Raw genomic sequence first — 15951 nt, 5'->3', positions numbered from 1 at the left:
AAAGCAGGAGTCGATGGTCACCGCAGCGCGCGAGCTAGTGCTAGTGCGCGCTGCGGCAAACCTCAAAGAACTCCACGCATCAAAACCGATGCTGAATCCCCGCTGTCACACCCGCCTGCGTATCGGCGGCACCGACCAGATCACGTGACAAGCTGACCTTCTGATCGTGCTTCGCCATCGCGTACCCGCCCGACATATAAAGCGTCGTACGCTTGGACAATGAGTAGTTGCCGCGCACCGAGAACAACGTCGGGTCGGCGTCGCTCGCGTCATTGATGTCCTGGTGATACACCGCGCCAATCAACGTGAAAGCCGGCGTGAATTCATATGAACCGCCGAACCAGTACGTATCGCTACGCAGTGTGGCAGCGGCCGTATTGAACGCGCGCCGATAATTCCGATAACCCGCCATCATCTTCGCAGCGCCAAAGTCATAGCTCGCGCCTGCATGAATGCCCTGGATGTAGTTCGTGGAGTCCGCAGGTGTGACGCTATCGCCGGCGCCATTCTGGCGATCGAACGTAGCGACCGCAGCAAACGCACCACGCTCGTAGCCCAGTCCAAAGTCATATTTCGAACTCGATTTCATGCTGCCCGGCACGTTGCCAAAGCCGTACGTCGCGCCAAACTTCACGCCACTGTATTCGCCGTCGTAACGCACTGCGTTCGCCGAACGCGAGAACAGGCCGTCCTTGCGGCCGCCGGTTGCAGTCGCGCCCGTGGCCCACGAATAGTTCGGCGCGTAACCCATCGGGTCGAACGGCAGCATGTAGTCGTAGGTCGTGGTAAAGGTGCGTCCGAGGATCACTTGCCCCCACTTCTTGCTCTTCAGGCCCACGGTTGCACGCCGATCGAACAACGCGTTGGGACCGTCATCGAGCTGACCGTTCGCGATGTTGATACCGCTCTCCAACTGGAATATGGCCTTCAATCCGCCACCGAGTTCTTCCGATCCCTTGAAGCCGAACCGCGACGTATTCTTGCCACCCGATACGAGGCGCGCCGCTCCACCGTCGTTACTCGCGTGATTCACGTATTCAATGCCCGCATCAACAATGCCGTAAAGCGTCACGCTCGACTGTGCGTGCGCCGCGCCGCTCAGCGCGAATGCCGCGACGGATGCTGCTCGAATACTCATACTGCTGCGCTTCATTTGTCTTCTCCGTGTTGTGGTTATGGTTTGCGACGCACGAACGCGGTCTCGCGCGGTTGCGAAAACTGCGCGAGTGTCCTGCGTTCCTGGTGATGAACGGCTAGCTCGCTTGAGCAAACGCCCAGCAATCGTTGGCCGGGAATTCGACCCAGTGCTTGCCCGGGTCCCGCGGCTGATGGCCAAACGCGCGGAAGCGCAATTCGCCGCAATGGAAGAGGTATTCCCAGCGGTCGCCGAGATACATCGACGTGACAAGATTCGCCTGCAAGCGATTTTGACCGGGACCGTCCGCGACTTGCACCCGCTCGAGACGGATCACCGCTTGAGCGTTTTGACCGGCCTGCAAGGTATCGCGAGCATGGGCATGCAACTGGAAACCATCGCCGGCGAGCACAACATGCGAACCGTTGACGGATGCCACTTTTGCATCGATACGATTGTTGCTGCCCATGAACTCCGCCGTGTAGAGCGAGCGCGGCGAACCGTAGAGTTCCGCGGGCGTGCCCTCTTGTTCAATGCGTCCGTTGCGCAGCAGCAGGATGCGGTCGGACATCGCCATCGCTTCGGTCTGGTCGTGCGTCACGCAAAGGGCCGACAGTCCCAGCGACACGATCAGTTCCCGCAGCCAGGCGCGCGCTTCTTCGCGCAACTTGGCGTCGAGATTGGAGAGCGGCTCATCGAGCAGGATCACCGGCGGGTTGTAGACGAGCGCACGCGCAATAGCGACACGTTGCTGCTGACCACCAGATAACTGATACGGAAAACGTTCAGCAAGATGACCGAGTCCGAGCTGATCGAGCGCGCTTTGCACGCGGCGTTTTCTTTCTGTGGTCGATACCTTGCGCAGCTTCAGCCCGTACCCCACGTTGTCCGCCACCGTGCGATGCGGCCACAGCGCATAGGATTGGAACACGAGGCCGAGAGAACGCTGCTCGACGGGGCAATCGATCCTGGCGGCGCCATCGAAGAAGACTTGTTGATCGAGCGCAATGCGTCCCTCCGATGGCTGCTCAAGCCCCGCCACGGCACGCAGCAACGTGGTCTTGCCGCTGCCCGATGCACCGAGCAAACACACCACTTCGCCCGCATTCAGTTCGAATGACACGCCCTTCAGAATCGGATTCGCGCCGTAGCTCAGGAACAGGTTGTCGACGATCAGCTTATCCATGAAGTTTCACTCCGAAGCGCAATGCCACGCCGAGCCCGGCGCCGACCATCGCGATGTTGATGACAGAAAGCGCCGCTACCTGATCGACGGCGCCCGTCGCCCACAGCGACACGAGCAGCGCGCCGATCACTTCGGTGCCGGGGGACAAGAGATAAACCGCCGTCGAATATTCGCGCTCGAAGATCATGAAGATCAGCAGCCACGCAGCAAGCAAACCGAAGCGCACGAGCGGCAGCGTGACATCGAGACTCACGCGTGAGCGGGTTGCGCCGACACTGCGCCCGGCCTCTTCAAGTTCGGGGCCGACCTGCAGCAACGCGCTTTGAATCAGGCGCATGCCGTACGCGAGCCATACGACCGTGTAGGCGATCCAGATGCTCCACATCGAGTTCTTCAACTCCTTGATGCCGGGCACGAAGAGGAAAATCCAAAGGAACGCGAGACCGGCAAGTAACCCTGGTACAGCGCGCGGCAGCAGCACGAGATAGTCGAGCAGCTTGGTGCCCCAGTCGTTGCGTCGATGCCCGGCGAACGCAACGAGTGAATAGAAACCCACCGCGACTGCGCCGCCAATCACACCAATGCCAAGCGTGTTAAAAATCGCGCGGACGAGGTTGTCCTGCTCGAAGAGTTCGGTGAAGTTGGCGAGCGTCAGGACTTCCGAGAGTGCAACGCCCTCGCCCCAGTTCGTGACGAACGAACGCAGCACGATGCCCGAGAGCGGCACGAACACCGTGAGGAACAACCACAACACGACGATGCCCAACGCAATCCAGCGCCATGCGCCCAGCGGCAGCACGGTCTGACGCCCCGCCTTGCCCTTGACCGTGACGAACTTGCTCGCGCTCTTGAGCAAGCGCCGTTGCAGCAGTACGAGCGGAAAGGTGATTGCAACGATGCACATGGCAACCGCCGCCATCAGGTGATACGACGGCACGCCGAGCTTGTTGGTGAGTTTGTAGAGGTACGTGGCGAGCACGAGGTGCCCTTCGGGATCGCCGAGAACCAGTGGCAGGCCGAACACTTCGAAGCCCAGGAAAAACACCAGCACCCCGGCGAATAACAACGCGGGCATGGTCATTGGCAGGCTGACATCGAGCGCGACGCGAAAGGGCCGGGCGCCGGCTACGCGTGCGGCTTCCTCTACGTCGGAACCCAGATTGCGCAACGCCGCCGATGAATACAAATACACGTGCGGCACATGCGTCAAGCCAACGATGATCGTGATCGCGAAGATCGAATAGATCGACCACGGTGCGTTCTCGAAGCCGGTCAACTGCTTGAACCACACGGAATAGAAACCGACCGGACCAGCCGCAACCACGTAACCGAACGCGAGCACCATCGGCGAAACGAAAACGGGTGTGAGCAACAGCGGTTCAAGCCAACGACGTCCAGGCAAGTCGGTACGTACCATCAGGAACGCGAGGATGCCGCCGAGCGGGATCGAGATAAACAGCATTCCGCCGGCAATGATGAACGAGTTCTTCAGCGCCGACCAGAAGTCAGGGTCTTCGAAAATAAACCGGTAACCCGCGATGCCGAAGGTCCGGTTGGCATCGAAGAACGGTGCATTCAGGAAACTCTGCACCACGATAAACGAGAGCGGCAACAGCACTGCCACAGTCAGCACCGCTATCACGATCCATCGAAATGTCGCGCCCAGGCCACGCCATCCGCTGTCGGGCAGGGTCGGCACTTTGCCGGTGCCGTTCGTCGTGAGGACGCCCGGCACATCGTTCGAGCTTTGAGTCAGCATGCGTGTTTCCCTGCGCCTTGTGCGGCGCATGCGAGAAGTGATCGGGAGATCCGCCGGCTTAGGCGGACTGTGGGCTTAGCGCTTGATAGCCTGCTGCCACTGCTTCAGGAATTCGAGGCGCTTGGACTGGTCCAGATAGACCAGCAAACCCGCGCCGATGGGAATCGGCTTGAGGGAGTCGCCCAGTTGCTTGGTGAGCCCTGCCATGGAGGTTTCACCATCCACGTCGGCACGAATGGAGAACAGGTTGGCCTGGTTCGCCAGCAGCGTCTGACCGCGTTTGGACAACAGGTAGTCCACCCACAGTTTGGCCGCGTCGGGGTTCTTCGCCTTCTTCGAGATCGTCACAAGGCGGCTCACCACTTGCGTGTAATCCTTCGGATAGACGTATCCGATTGAAGGATCTTTCTTCGCCTTCGCAAACGCGTACGAGCCCAGGATGTTGTAGCCGATCAGGTTCTCACCGGACGAAATACGTTCCATCATCGCGCCCGTGCTCGACTGCAATTTCGGATTCAACACGCCCATGGCTTCGACCAGTTGCCACGTGACTTGAGGGTTCACGCGGACATCCTGAGTCAGGTAGTTGAAGCCGACACCCGATTTCTCGATATCGTACGTGGTGACCTTGCCCCTGAATTTATCGGCGTGCGTGGTGAGCAGTTTGATGAACTCGGCGCGCGTCTGCGGCACTTCGTTTGCCGGCAGCAGGCGCTTGTTGTAGACGATCGCAAGCGGCTCGTAGGTCGTGCCATAGGCCTGCTTCTGGTACTGCGCCCATTGCGGCACGTGCGGGGCTTCAGGGGACTCGTAGCTTGCCATCAAGCCGTCGTTGACGAGCTTGACCTGCAGGTCCATGGCCGAACTCCACAGCACGTCCGCGCTGGTGCTGTTCGCGGCATTCTCGCTGATAAAGCGGTTGTAGAGCTCTGTGCTGTTCATGTCGTTGTACTCGACCTTGACGCCGTACATGGACTCGAAGTCCTTAATGAGCGGCCGCACGAGCGCGGTATCCGTGACCGAATAAATCAGCAGCTTGCCTTCCTTCTTCGCGCCATCGATCACTGCCTGATAACCCCCGGGATAACCCTCGGGTACCTGCGCATATGCTGCCTGCATCGCCAGAAGCAACGCCAGGGCGGCCGGCAGCCGCAGCTTGTGATTCAAATTTCTCATGTCTTCCTCCAGAACTACTTGTCGTATGTTTGTTATGTTCGAGTGGGCGCATAGTAAACTTCAACTACTTTCAGCCTGCTTTCATTTCTTATCGAAAATGGCCGCACACCCCGGTTTCGGCCTCATGGATTTCCCTGATTCCCCTTATGCGTGTACTCCTCGTTGAAGACAATCCCACCCTCGCCAAGTCGCTGACGGACGCGCTTTCGCAAGCGCGTTTTACCGTCGATTGCATGCATGACGGCGAGGCCGCCGACCACGTTTTGCGCACGCAGGATTACGCGCTCGTGATCCTTGATCTCGGGCTGCCAAAACTCGACGGGCTCGAAGTGCTGCGGCGCTTGCGGCAACGTCGCAATGCGGTGCCGGTGATGATCCTGACCGCGCATGGGTCTGTGGAGGATCGGGTGAAGGGTCTCGATCTCGGCGCCGATGACTACCTCGCCAAGCCGTTCGAACTGAGCGAACTCGAAGCGCGGGCTCGCGCGCTGATCCGGCGCAGCCACGGTCATGAGCAGACAAAAACCGCGTGTGGGCCGCTCGAATACGACAGCGTCGACCACAGCTTTCGTCTTGCCGGCGAGCCACTTGCGTTGACGCCACGCGAGCGCGCGGTGCTGGAAGTGCTGATCCTGCGCAACGGCCGCGCGATCAATAAGGAAACGCTGTCGGAGAAGATCTTCGGCATTGATGAGTCCGTGAATTCGGATGCGGTCGAGATCTACGTGTACCGGCTCAGGAAGAAACTTGAACGCAGTGGCGTTGCCATCGTCACGTTGCGCGGACTGGGGTATTTGCTGGAAGCCAAACAAGAACCTGCTGCGGCCGGCGTCTGATGAACAAGCCGAATCTTCGGCGGCAAGTCGCGCTATGGCTGCTGCTGCCGCTGCTCGCCCTGCTCGCGCTCGATGCATGGCTGACGTATCAACGTGCGATGAGCGCCGCGCATGTCGCGTTCGACCGCTCGCTCGAGTACTCGCTGAAGTCGATTCGCGAAGGCACGCGTTTCGTCAACGGCACGGTGGAAGTGGACCTGCCGTATCTCGCGCTGGAGATGTTCGAATCGAATGCGGGCGGCAAGATCTATTACCTGATCCGCGAAGAAGGCGGCCGCGCGGTGACCGGTTATCCCGACTTGCCGACGCCACCGCCACGCGCGACGCCCGAGTCCTATCAAACGAGTTTCTACGATGCCAGCTTTCGCGGCGAAGAGTTACGCATGGGCGTACTGCGCCTGCCGGTACACGACGTACCGGGCGCCCAGACACGCGTGGTGTGGATCATGGTCGGCGAGACAATCGAGCCGCGCCAGGCGCTCGCTCGTCAGATCCTGATGGGTTCGCTGCTGCAGGAGTGCCTCCTGGTCGTGCTGGCGCTGGCCATCGTCTGGCTCGGTGTGGGGCGCGGACTGAGGCCGCTGCACCGGCTCTCGGCCAAGGTCGCGGCACGCACGGAAGACGACCCCGCTCCGCTCGATAAAGCGGGCCTGCCGAACGAAGTGGAGCCGCTGGTGGAGTCCATCAATCAATACATCGGACGGTTGCGGCGGATGCAGGAATCGCGGCGGCGCTTTTTCACCGACGCCGCGCATCAGTTGAAGACGCCGCTCGCCATCATCCAGGCTGAATCGGAACTTGCGCTGCGCGAAACGCTGAATGAACCCGCCCGTTTGCATCTGACGCGTCTTAACGGCGCCGTCAGGCAAGCTGCAAAGGGCGTGCAGCAACTGCTGTCGCTATCGCGCCTCGACAACGACAGCAGCGAGGTCGGCGTGCTTGTGCCGCTGCGTCTCGACAAACTCGCGCGCAGCGTAACGCTCGACTGGTCGCCCGTGGCGCGGGCGCGCAATATCGATCTCGGTTTCGAGCACGAGGCGGATATCGAGGTGATGGGGAATCGGGAGTTGCTAGCGGAGTTGTGCGGCAATCTCATCGATAACGCCGTTCGTTATGCCGGCGATGGCTCCATCATCACCGTCCGCGTTGCACGAATTGAAGAGGGCCCGTTGCTGCAGATTATTGACAATGGTCCGGGCATTGCGCCACATGAACGCGATGCCGTGTTCGAGCGTTTCTACCGGAGCCAGACCGAACAATACGTGGAAGGCAGCGGCCTCGGCCTCGCGATCGTGCGCGAAATCGCGCGGGTACATCACGCGCAGATCACGCTTGGCGATGCACCCGGCGGCGGGCTGGTGGTCAGTGTCCAGTTTCCATCGACCGTGCTTTGAAGCAAGACACGTCAGCCGGTAAGGAAGTCACTTCATCGAACGCAGGATCTCCCGGCACGTCTCGACAAATTGTTCGACGAGTGCCGATCGTTCACCATTGATCGCGACGCTGGCTACAATTGGAATCGCGATAAGCGGCGACAACGGCACCACCCGAAGCCCTTGTGCGCGAGCCGAAAGCGCCGCAGCTTCATCGACTATGGTGATCAGCTTGGACCGCGTCGCCAGCGCAATCAGCGAGTGATATGACTGCGCGGTGATGGTGACATCGACGGTCACTGAGAGCTCTTCCAGGCGCTTGGCGAGCAGCCTTCCCAGCGGGTCCGCGGGATCCGGCCCGGCAATCTCGCGGCCCTCCAGCGCATTGAGTTCAATGAATGACACGTCCGGCAACATGGAAGGATGTCCCACGCAAACAAGCCGGCTGGCAGCCAGTTCGATCTCCTTGATGGCCGGGTGGGACACGCTGTGATACAGGATGCCGACGTCCGCCTCCATGAGCGCGATGCTGGCAACGGCGGTCGCCGAGTAATCGGCGCGAATCGACAGCTTCACGCCTGGATGCTTCGCTTGAAACGCCAGCGCTGCATCGGCCACCACGGTCTGTGCGAGCGCGGGCGCCGCGAGCACGCGTATGGATGAATCACCGGTGCCGCCGCGCAGGTTCTGCGCGAGCCGCTGGACGGCCTGAAGCTGTTCATCGAGCCGAAGTATTTCGGGGAACAGCAACTGTGCCTCCCGCGTTGGAATCAGCTTGCCGCGAACCCGGTCGAACAGCGGATAACCTAGCTGGCGCTCCGCGCTTTGCAAGATTTGCGTGATCGCCGGCTGCGTCAGGGACAGCAGCGCGGCGGCCGCTTTAAGCGTTCCGGTGACACGGATAGCGTTCACGACCTCTATATGCCTGAGCCGCATCGAATGGGGAGTCCGGTTGGATTCAACTTCGCAGTCGGCCCGGGCGAGCGGCTAGCCGTCTGCTCATGCATTCGTTAACACGCTCGCGCTCGCCACAACCGGGTCGACCCGCTTGCGAAAGTACAGAATACACAACAGCGCAAGCACCGCCGTGACCATGACGTAATAAGCGGGGATGAACTTGCTGCCGGTCGCGTTGGCAATCCACGTGCAGATCATCAGCGACAACCCGCCGAACACCGCAAAGGTCAGGTTGTGAACGATAGCAATGCTGGTCGTGCGCGTGTCATGCGGAAAGAGTTCGGCCACGAACGCGGGCATCGCACCCTGGAACACCATCACGCATGCAGTCAGCCCCGTGACGCAGAACACGTACGTTCCCACCGTCGGCGAGGCGACCATCAGATGGAACGCGGGGATAGTCAGGATTGCCGTCAGCGAGGTGCCTGCCGCGATCAGCGGGAGGCGGCCCACTCTATCCGAGAGCGCGCCGAAGACCGGCGGCAAAACGATCTGCGCGACCGAATAACCAATGGCGCCCCACATGGAATCCGCCGCGCTCATGCCCAGCACTTTCTGCGCATAGAGGGGGATGAACACACCGAGCAAATAATTCGTCGATGCCGCGAGCGAGTACAAGCCGATCGCCGCCGCGATGCGCATCTTCGCCGTTGCCAAGGTGTTCCGAATCGGGTTGCGTTCGTGGTGGGAAGCCTTGAATTCAGGCGTTTCATCGACGCGGCGGCGAATCCAGTAACCAAACGGCACGATCGCGAGCCCGATCAGGAAAGGTATGCGCCAGCCCCATGCCATCAAGGTATCGGGCGTCATCAGCTTGCTGGTGCCGAGTCCCACCAGGCTAGCCAGACCGGTCGCAAGACCAATCCCGACGACCTGGTAACTCGCGAAATAACCCTTCATGCGCGCGGGTGCGTGCTCGGTCACGAAGGACACTGTCGAACCGAATTCACCGCCCGCCGAGAACCCCTGCAAGATCTTGCCGAGGACCAGGATCAACGTGCCGGCAACCCCGAACATGGCATAGGTCGGCGCGCACGCGATCACCAACGTACCCGCGCCCATGAGCCAGATCGTGAGCATCATGCCCGCCTTGCGGCCGTGCCTGTCGCTATAGGCTCCAAGAACCATCGCGCCCAGCGGCCGGATGAAATAGCTGACGCCAAAGGTTGCTGCGGCGGCCAGCATCGACGTGTAGGCATCGCCGGTAGGAAAGAAAGCCTTGGCAATGACGACCGCTAAAAAACCATACACAAACAGGTCGTAGAACTCGAGCATATTGCCGACCAGCGCCGACGCCAGAATGCGCCGGAACTTGCTGCGCTGCTCGGGGGTTAGAGCGTTATCGGTGGACATGGTATTTCCTTTTCCGATGCGAGAGGTGTCAGCAAACACCGCGTGACGGCGAGCTCACTGACGATCTTTGGTAAGGAGGCGGCGCTTAAGCGTCTGCCGGCGCATTCAGGTAGTCGAATGCGGTAAGCGCGAAGATTTCGCCTAACGCCCGCAGTTCGTCGACGTGCACGTATTCATCCGCCGCACCCATGTTGTAAGAAGTCAGGCCGCATACGACCGTCGGCACACCGTGGCGGCGATACAGCCGTGCATCGGACGCACCCACGCGCATGTTGACGACCGGCTCGGTACCAAGCTTCGCGGCACAATGGCGTTTGAGTGTTCGGATAACCTCGTGATCGGGATCGGTCCAGCTCGGTTCGTACTCGCGAACAATGTCCAGCGAGACACCGGGATGACGAGCGACGATTGCACTTATCCTGGCCTTCATTTGCGCCACCGATACACCGACTGGAAGCCGGATATCGGCTGTTGCGGTCGCGTGATCCGCAATCAGATTCGATAACCGGCCACCGCTGATCGTGCCGAACGTGATGGTGGGACGGCGAAGCACATCGCTTTCGCCAGCGCCCGAGATTGCTTCAGACACGCAGGCCGAGCGAGCGATAGCAGCGAGCACTTCCGGACGCGCCGCAACGGGATAGTCGCGTACGCTCTTGAGCTCCTGAATGACATCCAGCAGTTTCTCGATAGCGCTATCGCCCTTATGCACGTGTGCCGCGTGAGCCGACTTGCCGGCTGCATCCAGACGCAGCCAGATCATTCCCTTTTCGCCGAATCGCAACACGTGGGGCGAACCGGTGTCGGCGCTGATCATCGCGTCGCCGGCTGCGTGCGGCACATGATCCAGAAGGTATCCGCTGCCCTCAGTACCCATGCTTTCTTCGTCACCGGCAAACGTGGCTACCACCTCGCCTGCGAACGAATCACGCAGTCGGGAAAGATGGCGCAAGGCGAAGATGATGGCGGCGAGTCCGCCTTTCATGTCGGACACCCCTAGCCCAAATAACTTTCCGTCGCGCTCCTCGCCGTTGAAATCAGCAGACCATTGCTTCGCGCTGACAAGAGGGAACGTGTCGAGGTGTCCGTTAAAGACGAGACGTCGACCCGGAGCGGCCCCGCGGACGCGGACCACGAGATTCATGACATGGGGGAGCGTGCCGTATTGTTCGACGCTGACATCGAAACCTTCGAACATCGCCGCGATAGCGTCCGCCATGGCGTAGGTGTTGCCCGGCGGGTAGGCGCTGGGAACAGCCACCAAAGCGCGTGCGAGCGCAACGATCTCGTGACTGGATTGTGCGACCGTGCCCGCAAGGGCACTGCGCATGTGAGCGATTTCAGCATCGCCCGTAATTGCCTCATCGGCTAGCATGTCTGGCTCCCGCTAGTTGAATGCGCGTGCTTCACCTGATGTGAAGCAACCTGCATTGACTAGATAGTCGGTAGCCGAATCAGCCCGGTCCAATCAGCCAAAATGGGTTGGGTATAAGTAAAACTTAAGCGGTGCGGCTTAGGACTCGAAGCGAGATGGCCTCGCCGTAAAGATCAGGAGGCCGTTACAATGCCGTTGACAGGCTGTTTGAATCGCACTGCAGCAACGTCTAGCGAGACTGCATAGCCAGAACGGGGAATGACCGGTATTGCGCGGGCCTGGATCATCTTCAGAAAACCAGGCTGGTCGGCACTGAGAGGATCTATGTTCGATAACATGTTCCGCGTAGTGAATGGACCAGACGGGCGTCATTTCTATGTCCACACCGACAGCATGCCCGTGGCGATCATTCTCGTCATTGCGCTGTTCCTGGCGATCGCGTTGTCCAGCGCGCTTTGCTACTACGTCACCCGCTTTATCTTGCTGAAGATCGTTGGCCACCTCGCCCGTGGCGAGCGCCGCAAGTGGTTGCGCGCCGCCGAGCGCCGCAAGGTGTTTCATCGACTGGCGCCACTCGTGCCTGCGGCCATTATCTATTTCTCGGCTCCCCTGCTATCCGGTGTCTCGTTTCCGGTCATTTCCGCGCTGGGTCGTCCGGTGGAAACGCTATCCGCCTGCTTCATGGTGGCGACGGTCCTGCGTGCCGCATTCGCGTTTTTGGGCAGCATCGAGGATCGGTATAGTCATTTTCCTTTCGCTAACCAAAGACCGATAAAGAGCTTTCTTCAGATAGCCACCATCGTCCTGTACGTGCTTGCGCTGATTGCTGTCGTGTCATTTTTATTGCACAGATCGCCCGCCAATTTCCTCACGGGTGTGAGCGCGCTGACCGCGTTGCTGATCATCATCTTCCGCGACTCGTTACTAGGTTTTGTCGCCAGCATTCAACTGGCCGCCTATGACATGCTGCGCGTAGGCGACTGGATCGAGGTGCCTGGATTCGTGGCGGATGGCACGGTGATCGATATCGCGCTGAATACCATCAAGGTGCGCAATTTCGATAATTCCATCGTCATGTTGCCGAGCTATGTATTGCTGACCAACAGCGTCAAGAATTGGCGCGGCATGGAGGAATCGGGCGGACGGCGCGTCAAGCATGCAATTCATCTGGACATGGAGAGCATCCGGTTTTGCGACGATGAACTGCTCGCCAACCTGACGGCGAGCGTAGCCTTCAGGGTGCCGTTCACCGTGCCAGAAGACGGGCACCGCCTGACCAATCTCGGCATGTTTCGCCGGTATCTGATGGAGTACTTTCGACACTACCCAGCGATCCGAAAAGACATGTCGCTGGTAGTTCGCCAGCTGCAGTCCACCAACCAAGGCCTGCCGCTGGAGGTGTTCCTGTTCGTGAACGAGACGAACTGGGAATCGTACGAACAAATTCAATCGGATATGTTCGACCACGTCTATGGCATCTTGCCGCTATTCAACTTGCGCGTCTGGCAGATGCGCTAGCGGTGCCGGGTAAGCCTGGTTGCGCCCGCGTTATCCGGCCAACCCCTCGACAATGCAAACGACAACAGTGAAAGCGCCAATGCAGGCGGCCAGCGTGGCTACTGCTTTCGCAAACGGGGTCATGCGGCCTCCAAATCGGTAAAGAAAAGCGCATTTTATATGGAAATGAAAGCAAAAAGAAATAATTGTATTAAATGAAAGGTGGACAAACCGGAAGCTGATCCCGCGACGGGGCTGAGCCTAATGTATGGAGGTGCAACGATTGCACTCAGCATTGTTCGATTGCCACGTTTTTGTCGCGCAATGAACCACGCGAGGAAGGGCATTTCATTTTTTATCTAGTTATCACCAACTCAACCAGTTTTGAAAAATTTACTGGTCGGACGCTATAAAATCCTCGCGCGGGTCTCGCTTTAATATTAATATTGTCCGTATTGATCCTTTCACTCCTGCTCAGTCATTTCGACCCATTCGTACAGCATTCCGATATTTTCAACGACGAAACGTTATTGAACGTTCGTCGAGGATATTGCACTACGATTTTTGTCAGATGATTGACAACGCTGAAATTACTCGACGTACGATTTAATGAATTTATCGCAGAGTTATGAAACCATTTCGCGAAATCAGACAGATTATACAATCGATACGTCTGATTAATATAAAAATACCCGCTGCATGTTGTGGCGAATTCGGCCTATCTTATTCGAGATTAATTTCAACGTTTATAGAAGCATTAACCTTCGTGATTACTGGAATTATATTTATTCCCGCTTATGGCCAGTCAATTACGCCCGCCGCCTCCGCTCTTTCCAATGCCGTGGCCACGAAAGCGGACAATCCTTCAGCCCGTGATCTCGACGCGAAGAGTCCGCTATCCGCCTCGTCGACGCCACAGGGAAATGGCAGCAATATGCCTGCACGCGGCGACAACCCGCCATCACTTGTCGACCGACGGCCGCTGGATGACGCGGTGCGCGGCATTGTGACCAACGAAGTCATTACACTGGCCGGCCAGGATTTCTACAACTCATTCGTATCCGCCTGGCGTGACGTCCCGCTTTCTGAACGCTACAACGTTTCAATCTATGAACGTCCTTCGGCACGCTGGGGAAGTCTGGTTTGGGTTGAATTCGAGCACCGGCATTTATTCCAGACGTTCCTTCCACCTACGCGCACGGACGTTAAACCAATAGCAGAACGGGCGGCAAAAACGACTTACGACAATCTTGTGCAAGCTGACCTCGAGCGGCTGCTTTTTAAAGATCAGGACCTCGCGTCCGACGAAATGTAGTTGGGGAATCAATAATGACTTTAAGACCGAAAACCGCAATTGTGGCAGCACTCGCTATCTCAACGCAGATTGTCAACGCGGGCAGTCTCATATACCAGCCAGTTAATCCCACGTTCGGCGGCTCCCCTGATAATGGAGCTTATCTGCTTGGAACGGCGACGGCAGTCAACAATCACCAGGCGCCTTCCGCTTCAGCAGCCGGGTCGCTTGCTGCACAGACGCCGCTCGATCAATTCAACACGCAGTTGGAACAAGCCATTCTTTCCCGGCTTGCGTCGTCCGTTACATCATCCATTGTCGGGCCCAATGGCGCGTTACAGCCCGGAACAATTACGACCGGACAGTTTACGGTGAGTGTCACAAGCCTGGGTAACGGCCAACTTCAAGTAACAACCACCGATACAACCAATGGCCAAACAACGACATTCGCGGTGGGCCAATGATCCCAATGCTGCGGTATGCACGGATCAACGGCTCAAGAGCGCGTCTGGTCAGCACGGTTTTGCTTGCCGCCCTGATAACAGGATGCGCAAGCCCGGTACCCGTCTTCGACAACGCCCAATTGACTTCCGCCACGCAATTCACCCGGGACCTCGCCAACTTACCGCCGGCCAAGGGAAAGATGGTGGTGGCGGTCTACGGCTTTCGCGACCAGACCGGTCAATACAAAGCCTCGCCGGACAGCTCGTTTTCGTCTCAGGTAACACAGGGGGCGGCGTCCATGCTGATCGATGCCCTTCGTACGTCCGCATGGTTCATCCCCGTCGAACGCGAGAACCTTCAGGATGTCCTGACGGAGAGAAAAATCGTGCGCGCCCTGGAGACGCCAAACGATAAGGGCCATCCGATCGCGGCCATCGGAGCGCTTACGCCTGCCAGCGTGATCATTGAAGGTGGCGTGGTGGGCTACGACACCAACCTCAGGACGGGTGGCCTGGGCGTGAATTATCTGGGTATCGGCGCGGCAACTCAGTATCGCGTCGATCAGGTCACTATCGAACTGCGCGCTGTGGATATCCGCAATGGCCAGGTATTGAACAGCGTCTCGACCACCAAGACTATCTACTCCTACGAGTTGACCGCGGGCGTCTACAAGTTTGTCGGTTATCAAAACCTGTTGCAGATCGAGGCTGGACTAACGTTTAACGAGCCGCAGCAGTTATGCGTGCGTGAGGCGATCGAGGCGGCCGTCATGCACTTGATTGTTCAGGGTATTGGCACGCACACGTGGGATCTCAAGACCGCCGACGATTGGCATAACCCGCTTATCCAGAAATACGCCGTACAAAGCAATGAGATATTCAAACAGGCTGAAGCGAGTGCCTCGCCGCCTGCTATTTCGGTCGCCCCACTACATTAGCATGACTAATTGATCGTCAATTCTTGAAATGAAAAGAGAGATTCTCATGTCCAATCCGAATCGCATTGTTGTCAGGACAATGTGCGCGCTGCTGTGTAGCGCAGCGCTGACATTGAGCTGCCTCGGCGGAGCGTGTTTCGCCGAGCCTGCACCGCCGTTCGATCTCGGTCCGGACGAACCCGCCTTCGCCGCGGGTGGCAACGTGGCGCACATTACGCAAACTGGATCGTCGCAGTCAGGCGTCATTGACCAGACCGGGAGCCGCAATACGGCGCTTGTGTTACAGGCCGGTGGCACCAATATGGCTTCGATTCTGCAAGCCGGGACGCAGAACGCCGCGCGTCTCACGCAGACCGGTTTGGCGAACGGAGCGACGTTCGCACAACACGGAAATGGCAACAACGCTTCCGTCATTCAAGCTGGTCAAACGAACCGTGGTTCGATCGTTCAGGACGGGTCAGCGAACACCGCTGCCATCCAGCAACGGGGAACCGGAAATACCGCTCTGGTTGCACAAAGCGGCTCACACAACGCCATTGCCGTTCTTCAGACAGGCAATGGCGGGTCTGCAATCGTCGTTCAGCATTAGGCAACTGACGACGACGTTACACCCACCTGCCTATTCCTTG

14 protein-coding genes are annotated in these 15951 nt (G+C 58.6%); 7 read left to right on the top strand and 7 right to left on the bottom strand.

All coding sequences use genetic code 11. The features are described from left to right. Nucleotides 1-79 precede the first annotated feature (79 nt). From GSQ93_RS34995 to GSQ93_RS34980, 4 genes are all read right to left on the bottom strand, one after another. Nucleotides 80-1153, bottom strand: coding sequence for a porin (locus GSQ93_RS34995; RefSeq protein WP_158940519.1), 1074 nt, complete (start codon nt 1151-1153; stop codon nt 80-82). 100 nt (nt 1154-1253) lie between these two features. Beyond that, entirely contained in the window at nt 1254-2321 is a 1068-nt protein-coding gene (locus GSQ93_RS34990) for an ABC transporter ATP-binding protein (RefSeq protein WP_158940517.1), read from the bottom strand. Next, on the bottom strand, nt 2314-4020 hold the full coding sequence (locus GSQ93_RS34985; RefSeq protein ID WP_367889809.1) for an ABC transporter permease: 1707 nt from the start codon (nt 4018-4020) through the stop codon (nt 2314-2316). Before GSQ93_RS34985 ends, GSQ93_RS34990 begins: the two co-directional genes overlap by 8 nt. 135 nt (nt 4021-4155) lie before the next feature. After that, nucleotides 4156-5256: an ABC transporter substrate-binding protein gene (locus GSQ93_RS34980; protein WP_158940513.1), complete on the bottom strand. Its 1101-nt coding sequence runs from the start codon at nt 5254-5256 to the stop codon at nt 4156-4158. Nucleotides 5257-5402: 146 nt separating this feature from the next. Here GSQ93_RS34980 and GSQ93_RS34975 point away from each other — a divergent pair, with 146 nt between their 5' ends. Next, nucleotides 5403-6092: a response regulator gene (locus GSQ93_RS34975; RefSeq protein ID WP_158940512.1), complete on the top strand. Its 690-nt coding sequence runs from the start codon at nt 5403-5405 to the stop codon at nt 6090-6092. Then, nucleotides 6092-7486 (top strand): sensor histidine kinase, encoded by a 1395-nt coding sequence (locus tag GSQ93_RS34970; protein WP_158940510.1) that lies wholly within the window; start codon nt 6092-6094, stop codon nt 7484-7486. Before GSQ93_RS34975 ends, GSQ93_RS34970 begins: the two co-directional genes overlap by 1 nt. A gap of 27 nt (nt 7487-7513) precedes the next feature. Here the strand turns inward: GSQ93_RS34970 and GSQ93_RS34965 are convergent, their stop codons facing one another. The 3 genes from GSQ93_RS34965 to GSQ93_RS34955 all read right to left on the bottom strand — a co-directional run bounded on the left by GSQ93_RS34965 (nt 7514) and on the right by GSQ93_RS34955 (nt 11150). Next, nucleotides 7514-8401: a LysR family transcriptional regulator gene (locus tag GSQ93_RS34965; protein ID WP_301952112.1), complete on the bottom strand. Its 888-nt coding sequence runs from the start codon at nt 8399-8401 to the stop codon at nt 7514-7516. A 63-nt stretch (nt 8402-8464) separates the two neighbouring features. Beyond that, a complete protein-coding gene (locus tag GSQ93_RS34960) occupies nt 8465-9775 on the bottom strand; it encodes an MFS transporter (RefSeq protein WP_158940506.1) in 1311 nt (436 codons plus the stop codon). An 85-nt stretch (nt 9776-9860) separates the two neighbouring features. Beyond that, a complete protein-coding gene (locus GSQ93_RS34955; protein WP_158940504.1) occupies nt 9861-11150 on the bottom strand; it encodes a M20/M25/M40 family metallo-hydrolase in 1290 nt (429 codons plus the stop codon). Between the two features lie 324 nt (nt 11151-11474). On the opposite strand from GSQ93_RS34955, the gene GSQ93_RS34950 reads away from it, so the two are divergent. The 5 genes from GSQ93_RS34950 to GSQ93_RS34930 all read left to right on the top strand — a co-directional run bounded on the left by GSQ93_RS34950 (nt 11475) and on the right by GSQ93_RS34930 (nt 15911). Continuing rightward, entirely contained in the window at nt 11475-12668 is a 1194-nt protein-coding gene (locus GSQ93_RS34950) for a mechanosensitive ion channel family protein (RefSeq protein WP_158940503.1), read from the top strand. Nucleotides 12669-13275: 607 nt separating this feature from the next. Beyond that, nucleotides 13276-13962, top strand: coding sequence for a curli production assembly/transport protein CsgE (locus GSQ93_RS34945; protein ID WP_158940502.1), 687 nt, complete (start codon nt 13276-13278; stop codon nt 13960-13962). Between the two features lie 14 nt (nt 13963-13976). Continuing rightward, nucleotides 13977-14405: a curli assembly protein CsgF gene (locus GSQ93_RS34940; protein WP_158940500.1), complete on the top strand. Its 429-nt coding sequence runs from the start codon at nt 13977-13979 to the stop codon at nt 14403-14405. Further along, nucleotides 14402-15322, top strand: coding sequence for a CsgG/HfaB family protein (locus GSQ93_RS34935; protein ID WP_254074221.1), 921 nt, complete (start codon nt 14402-14404; stop codon nt 15320-15322). The genes GSQ93_RS34940 and GSQ93_RS34935 overlap by 4 nt, the downstream gene beginning before the upstream one ends. Before the next feature lie 46 nt (nt 15323-15368). After that, nucleotides 15369-15911 carry a curlin-associated protein gene (locus GSQ93_RS34930; protein WP_158940498.1) on the top strand — a complete coding sequence of 181 codons (543 nt, stop codon included), beginning with the start codon at nt 15369-15371 and terminating at the stop codon, nt 15909-15911. Nucleotides 15912-15951 lie beyond the last annotated feature (40 nt).

The sequence above is a fragment of the Burkholderia sp. S171 genome (assembly GCF_009766085.1).
Lineage (GTDB): Bacteria > Pseudomonadota > Gammaproteobacteria > Burkholderiales > Burkholderiaceae > Caballeronia.
The sequence above is the reverse complement of the archived record's forward strand: the minus strand, read 5'-3'. Positions and strand labels throughout refer to the sequence as shown.

Coding starts and splice junctions, on each gene's coding strand:
- GSQ93_RS34965 (WP_301952112.1), bottom strand. CDS start 8,401: ATGCGGCTCAGGCATATAGAGGTCGTGAACGCTATCCGTGTCACCGGA.
- GSQ93_RS34950 (WP_158940503.1), top strand. CDS start 11,475: ATGTTCGATAACATGTTCCGCGTAGTGAATGGACCAGACGGGCGTCAT.
- GSQ93_RS34990 (WP_158940517.1), bottom strand. CDS start 2,321: ATGGATAAGCTGATCGTCGACAACCTGTTCCTGAGCTACGGCGCGAAT.
- GSQ93_RS34970 (WP_158940510.1), top strand. CDS start 6,092: ATGAACAAGCCGAATCTTCGGCGGCAAGTCGCGCTATGGCTGCTGCTG.
- GSQ93_RS34945 (WP_158940502.1), top strand. CDS start 13,276: ATGAAACCATTTCGCGAAATCAGACAGATTATACAATCGATACGTCTG.
- GSQ93_RS34930 (WP_158940498.1), top strand. CDS start 15,369: ATGTCCAATCCGAATCGCATTGTTGTCAGGACAATGTGCGCGCTGCTG.
- GSQ93_RS34995 (WP_158940519.1), bottom strand. CDS start 1,153: ATGAAGCGCAGCAGTATGAGTATTCGAGCAGCATCCGTCGCGGCATTC.
- GSQ93_RS34975 (WP_158940512.1), top strand. CDS start 5,403: ATGCGTGTACTCCTCGTTGAAGACAATCCCACCCTCGCCAAGTCGCTG.
- GSQ93_RS34955 (WP_158940504.1), bottom strand. CDS start 11,150: ATGCTAGCCGATGAGGCAATTACGGGCGATGCTGAAATCGCTCACATG.
- GSQ93_RS34935 (WP_254074221.1), top strand. CDS start 14,402: ATGATCCCAATGCTGCGGTATGCACGGATCAACGGCTCAAGAGCGCGT.
- GSQ93_RS34940 (WP_158940500.1), top strand. CDS start 13,977: ATGACTTTAAGACCGAAAACCGCAATTGTGGCAGCACTCGCTATCTCA.
- GSQ93_RS34960 (WP_158940506.1), bottom strand. CDS start 9,775: ATGTCCACCGATAACGCTCTAACCCCCGAGCAGCGCAGCAAGTTCCGG.
- GSQ93_RS34980 (WP_158940513.1), bottom strand. CDS start 5,256: ATGAGAAATTTGAATCACAAGCTGCGGCTGCCGGCCGCCCTGGCGTTG.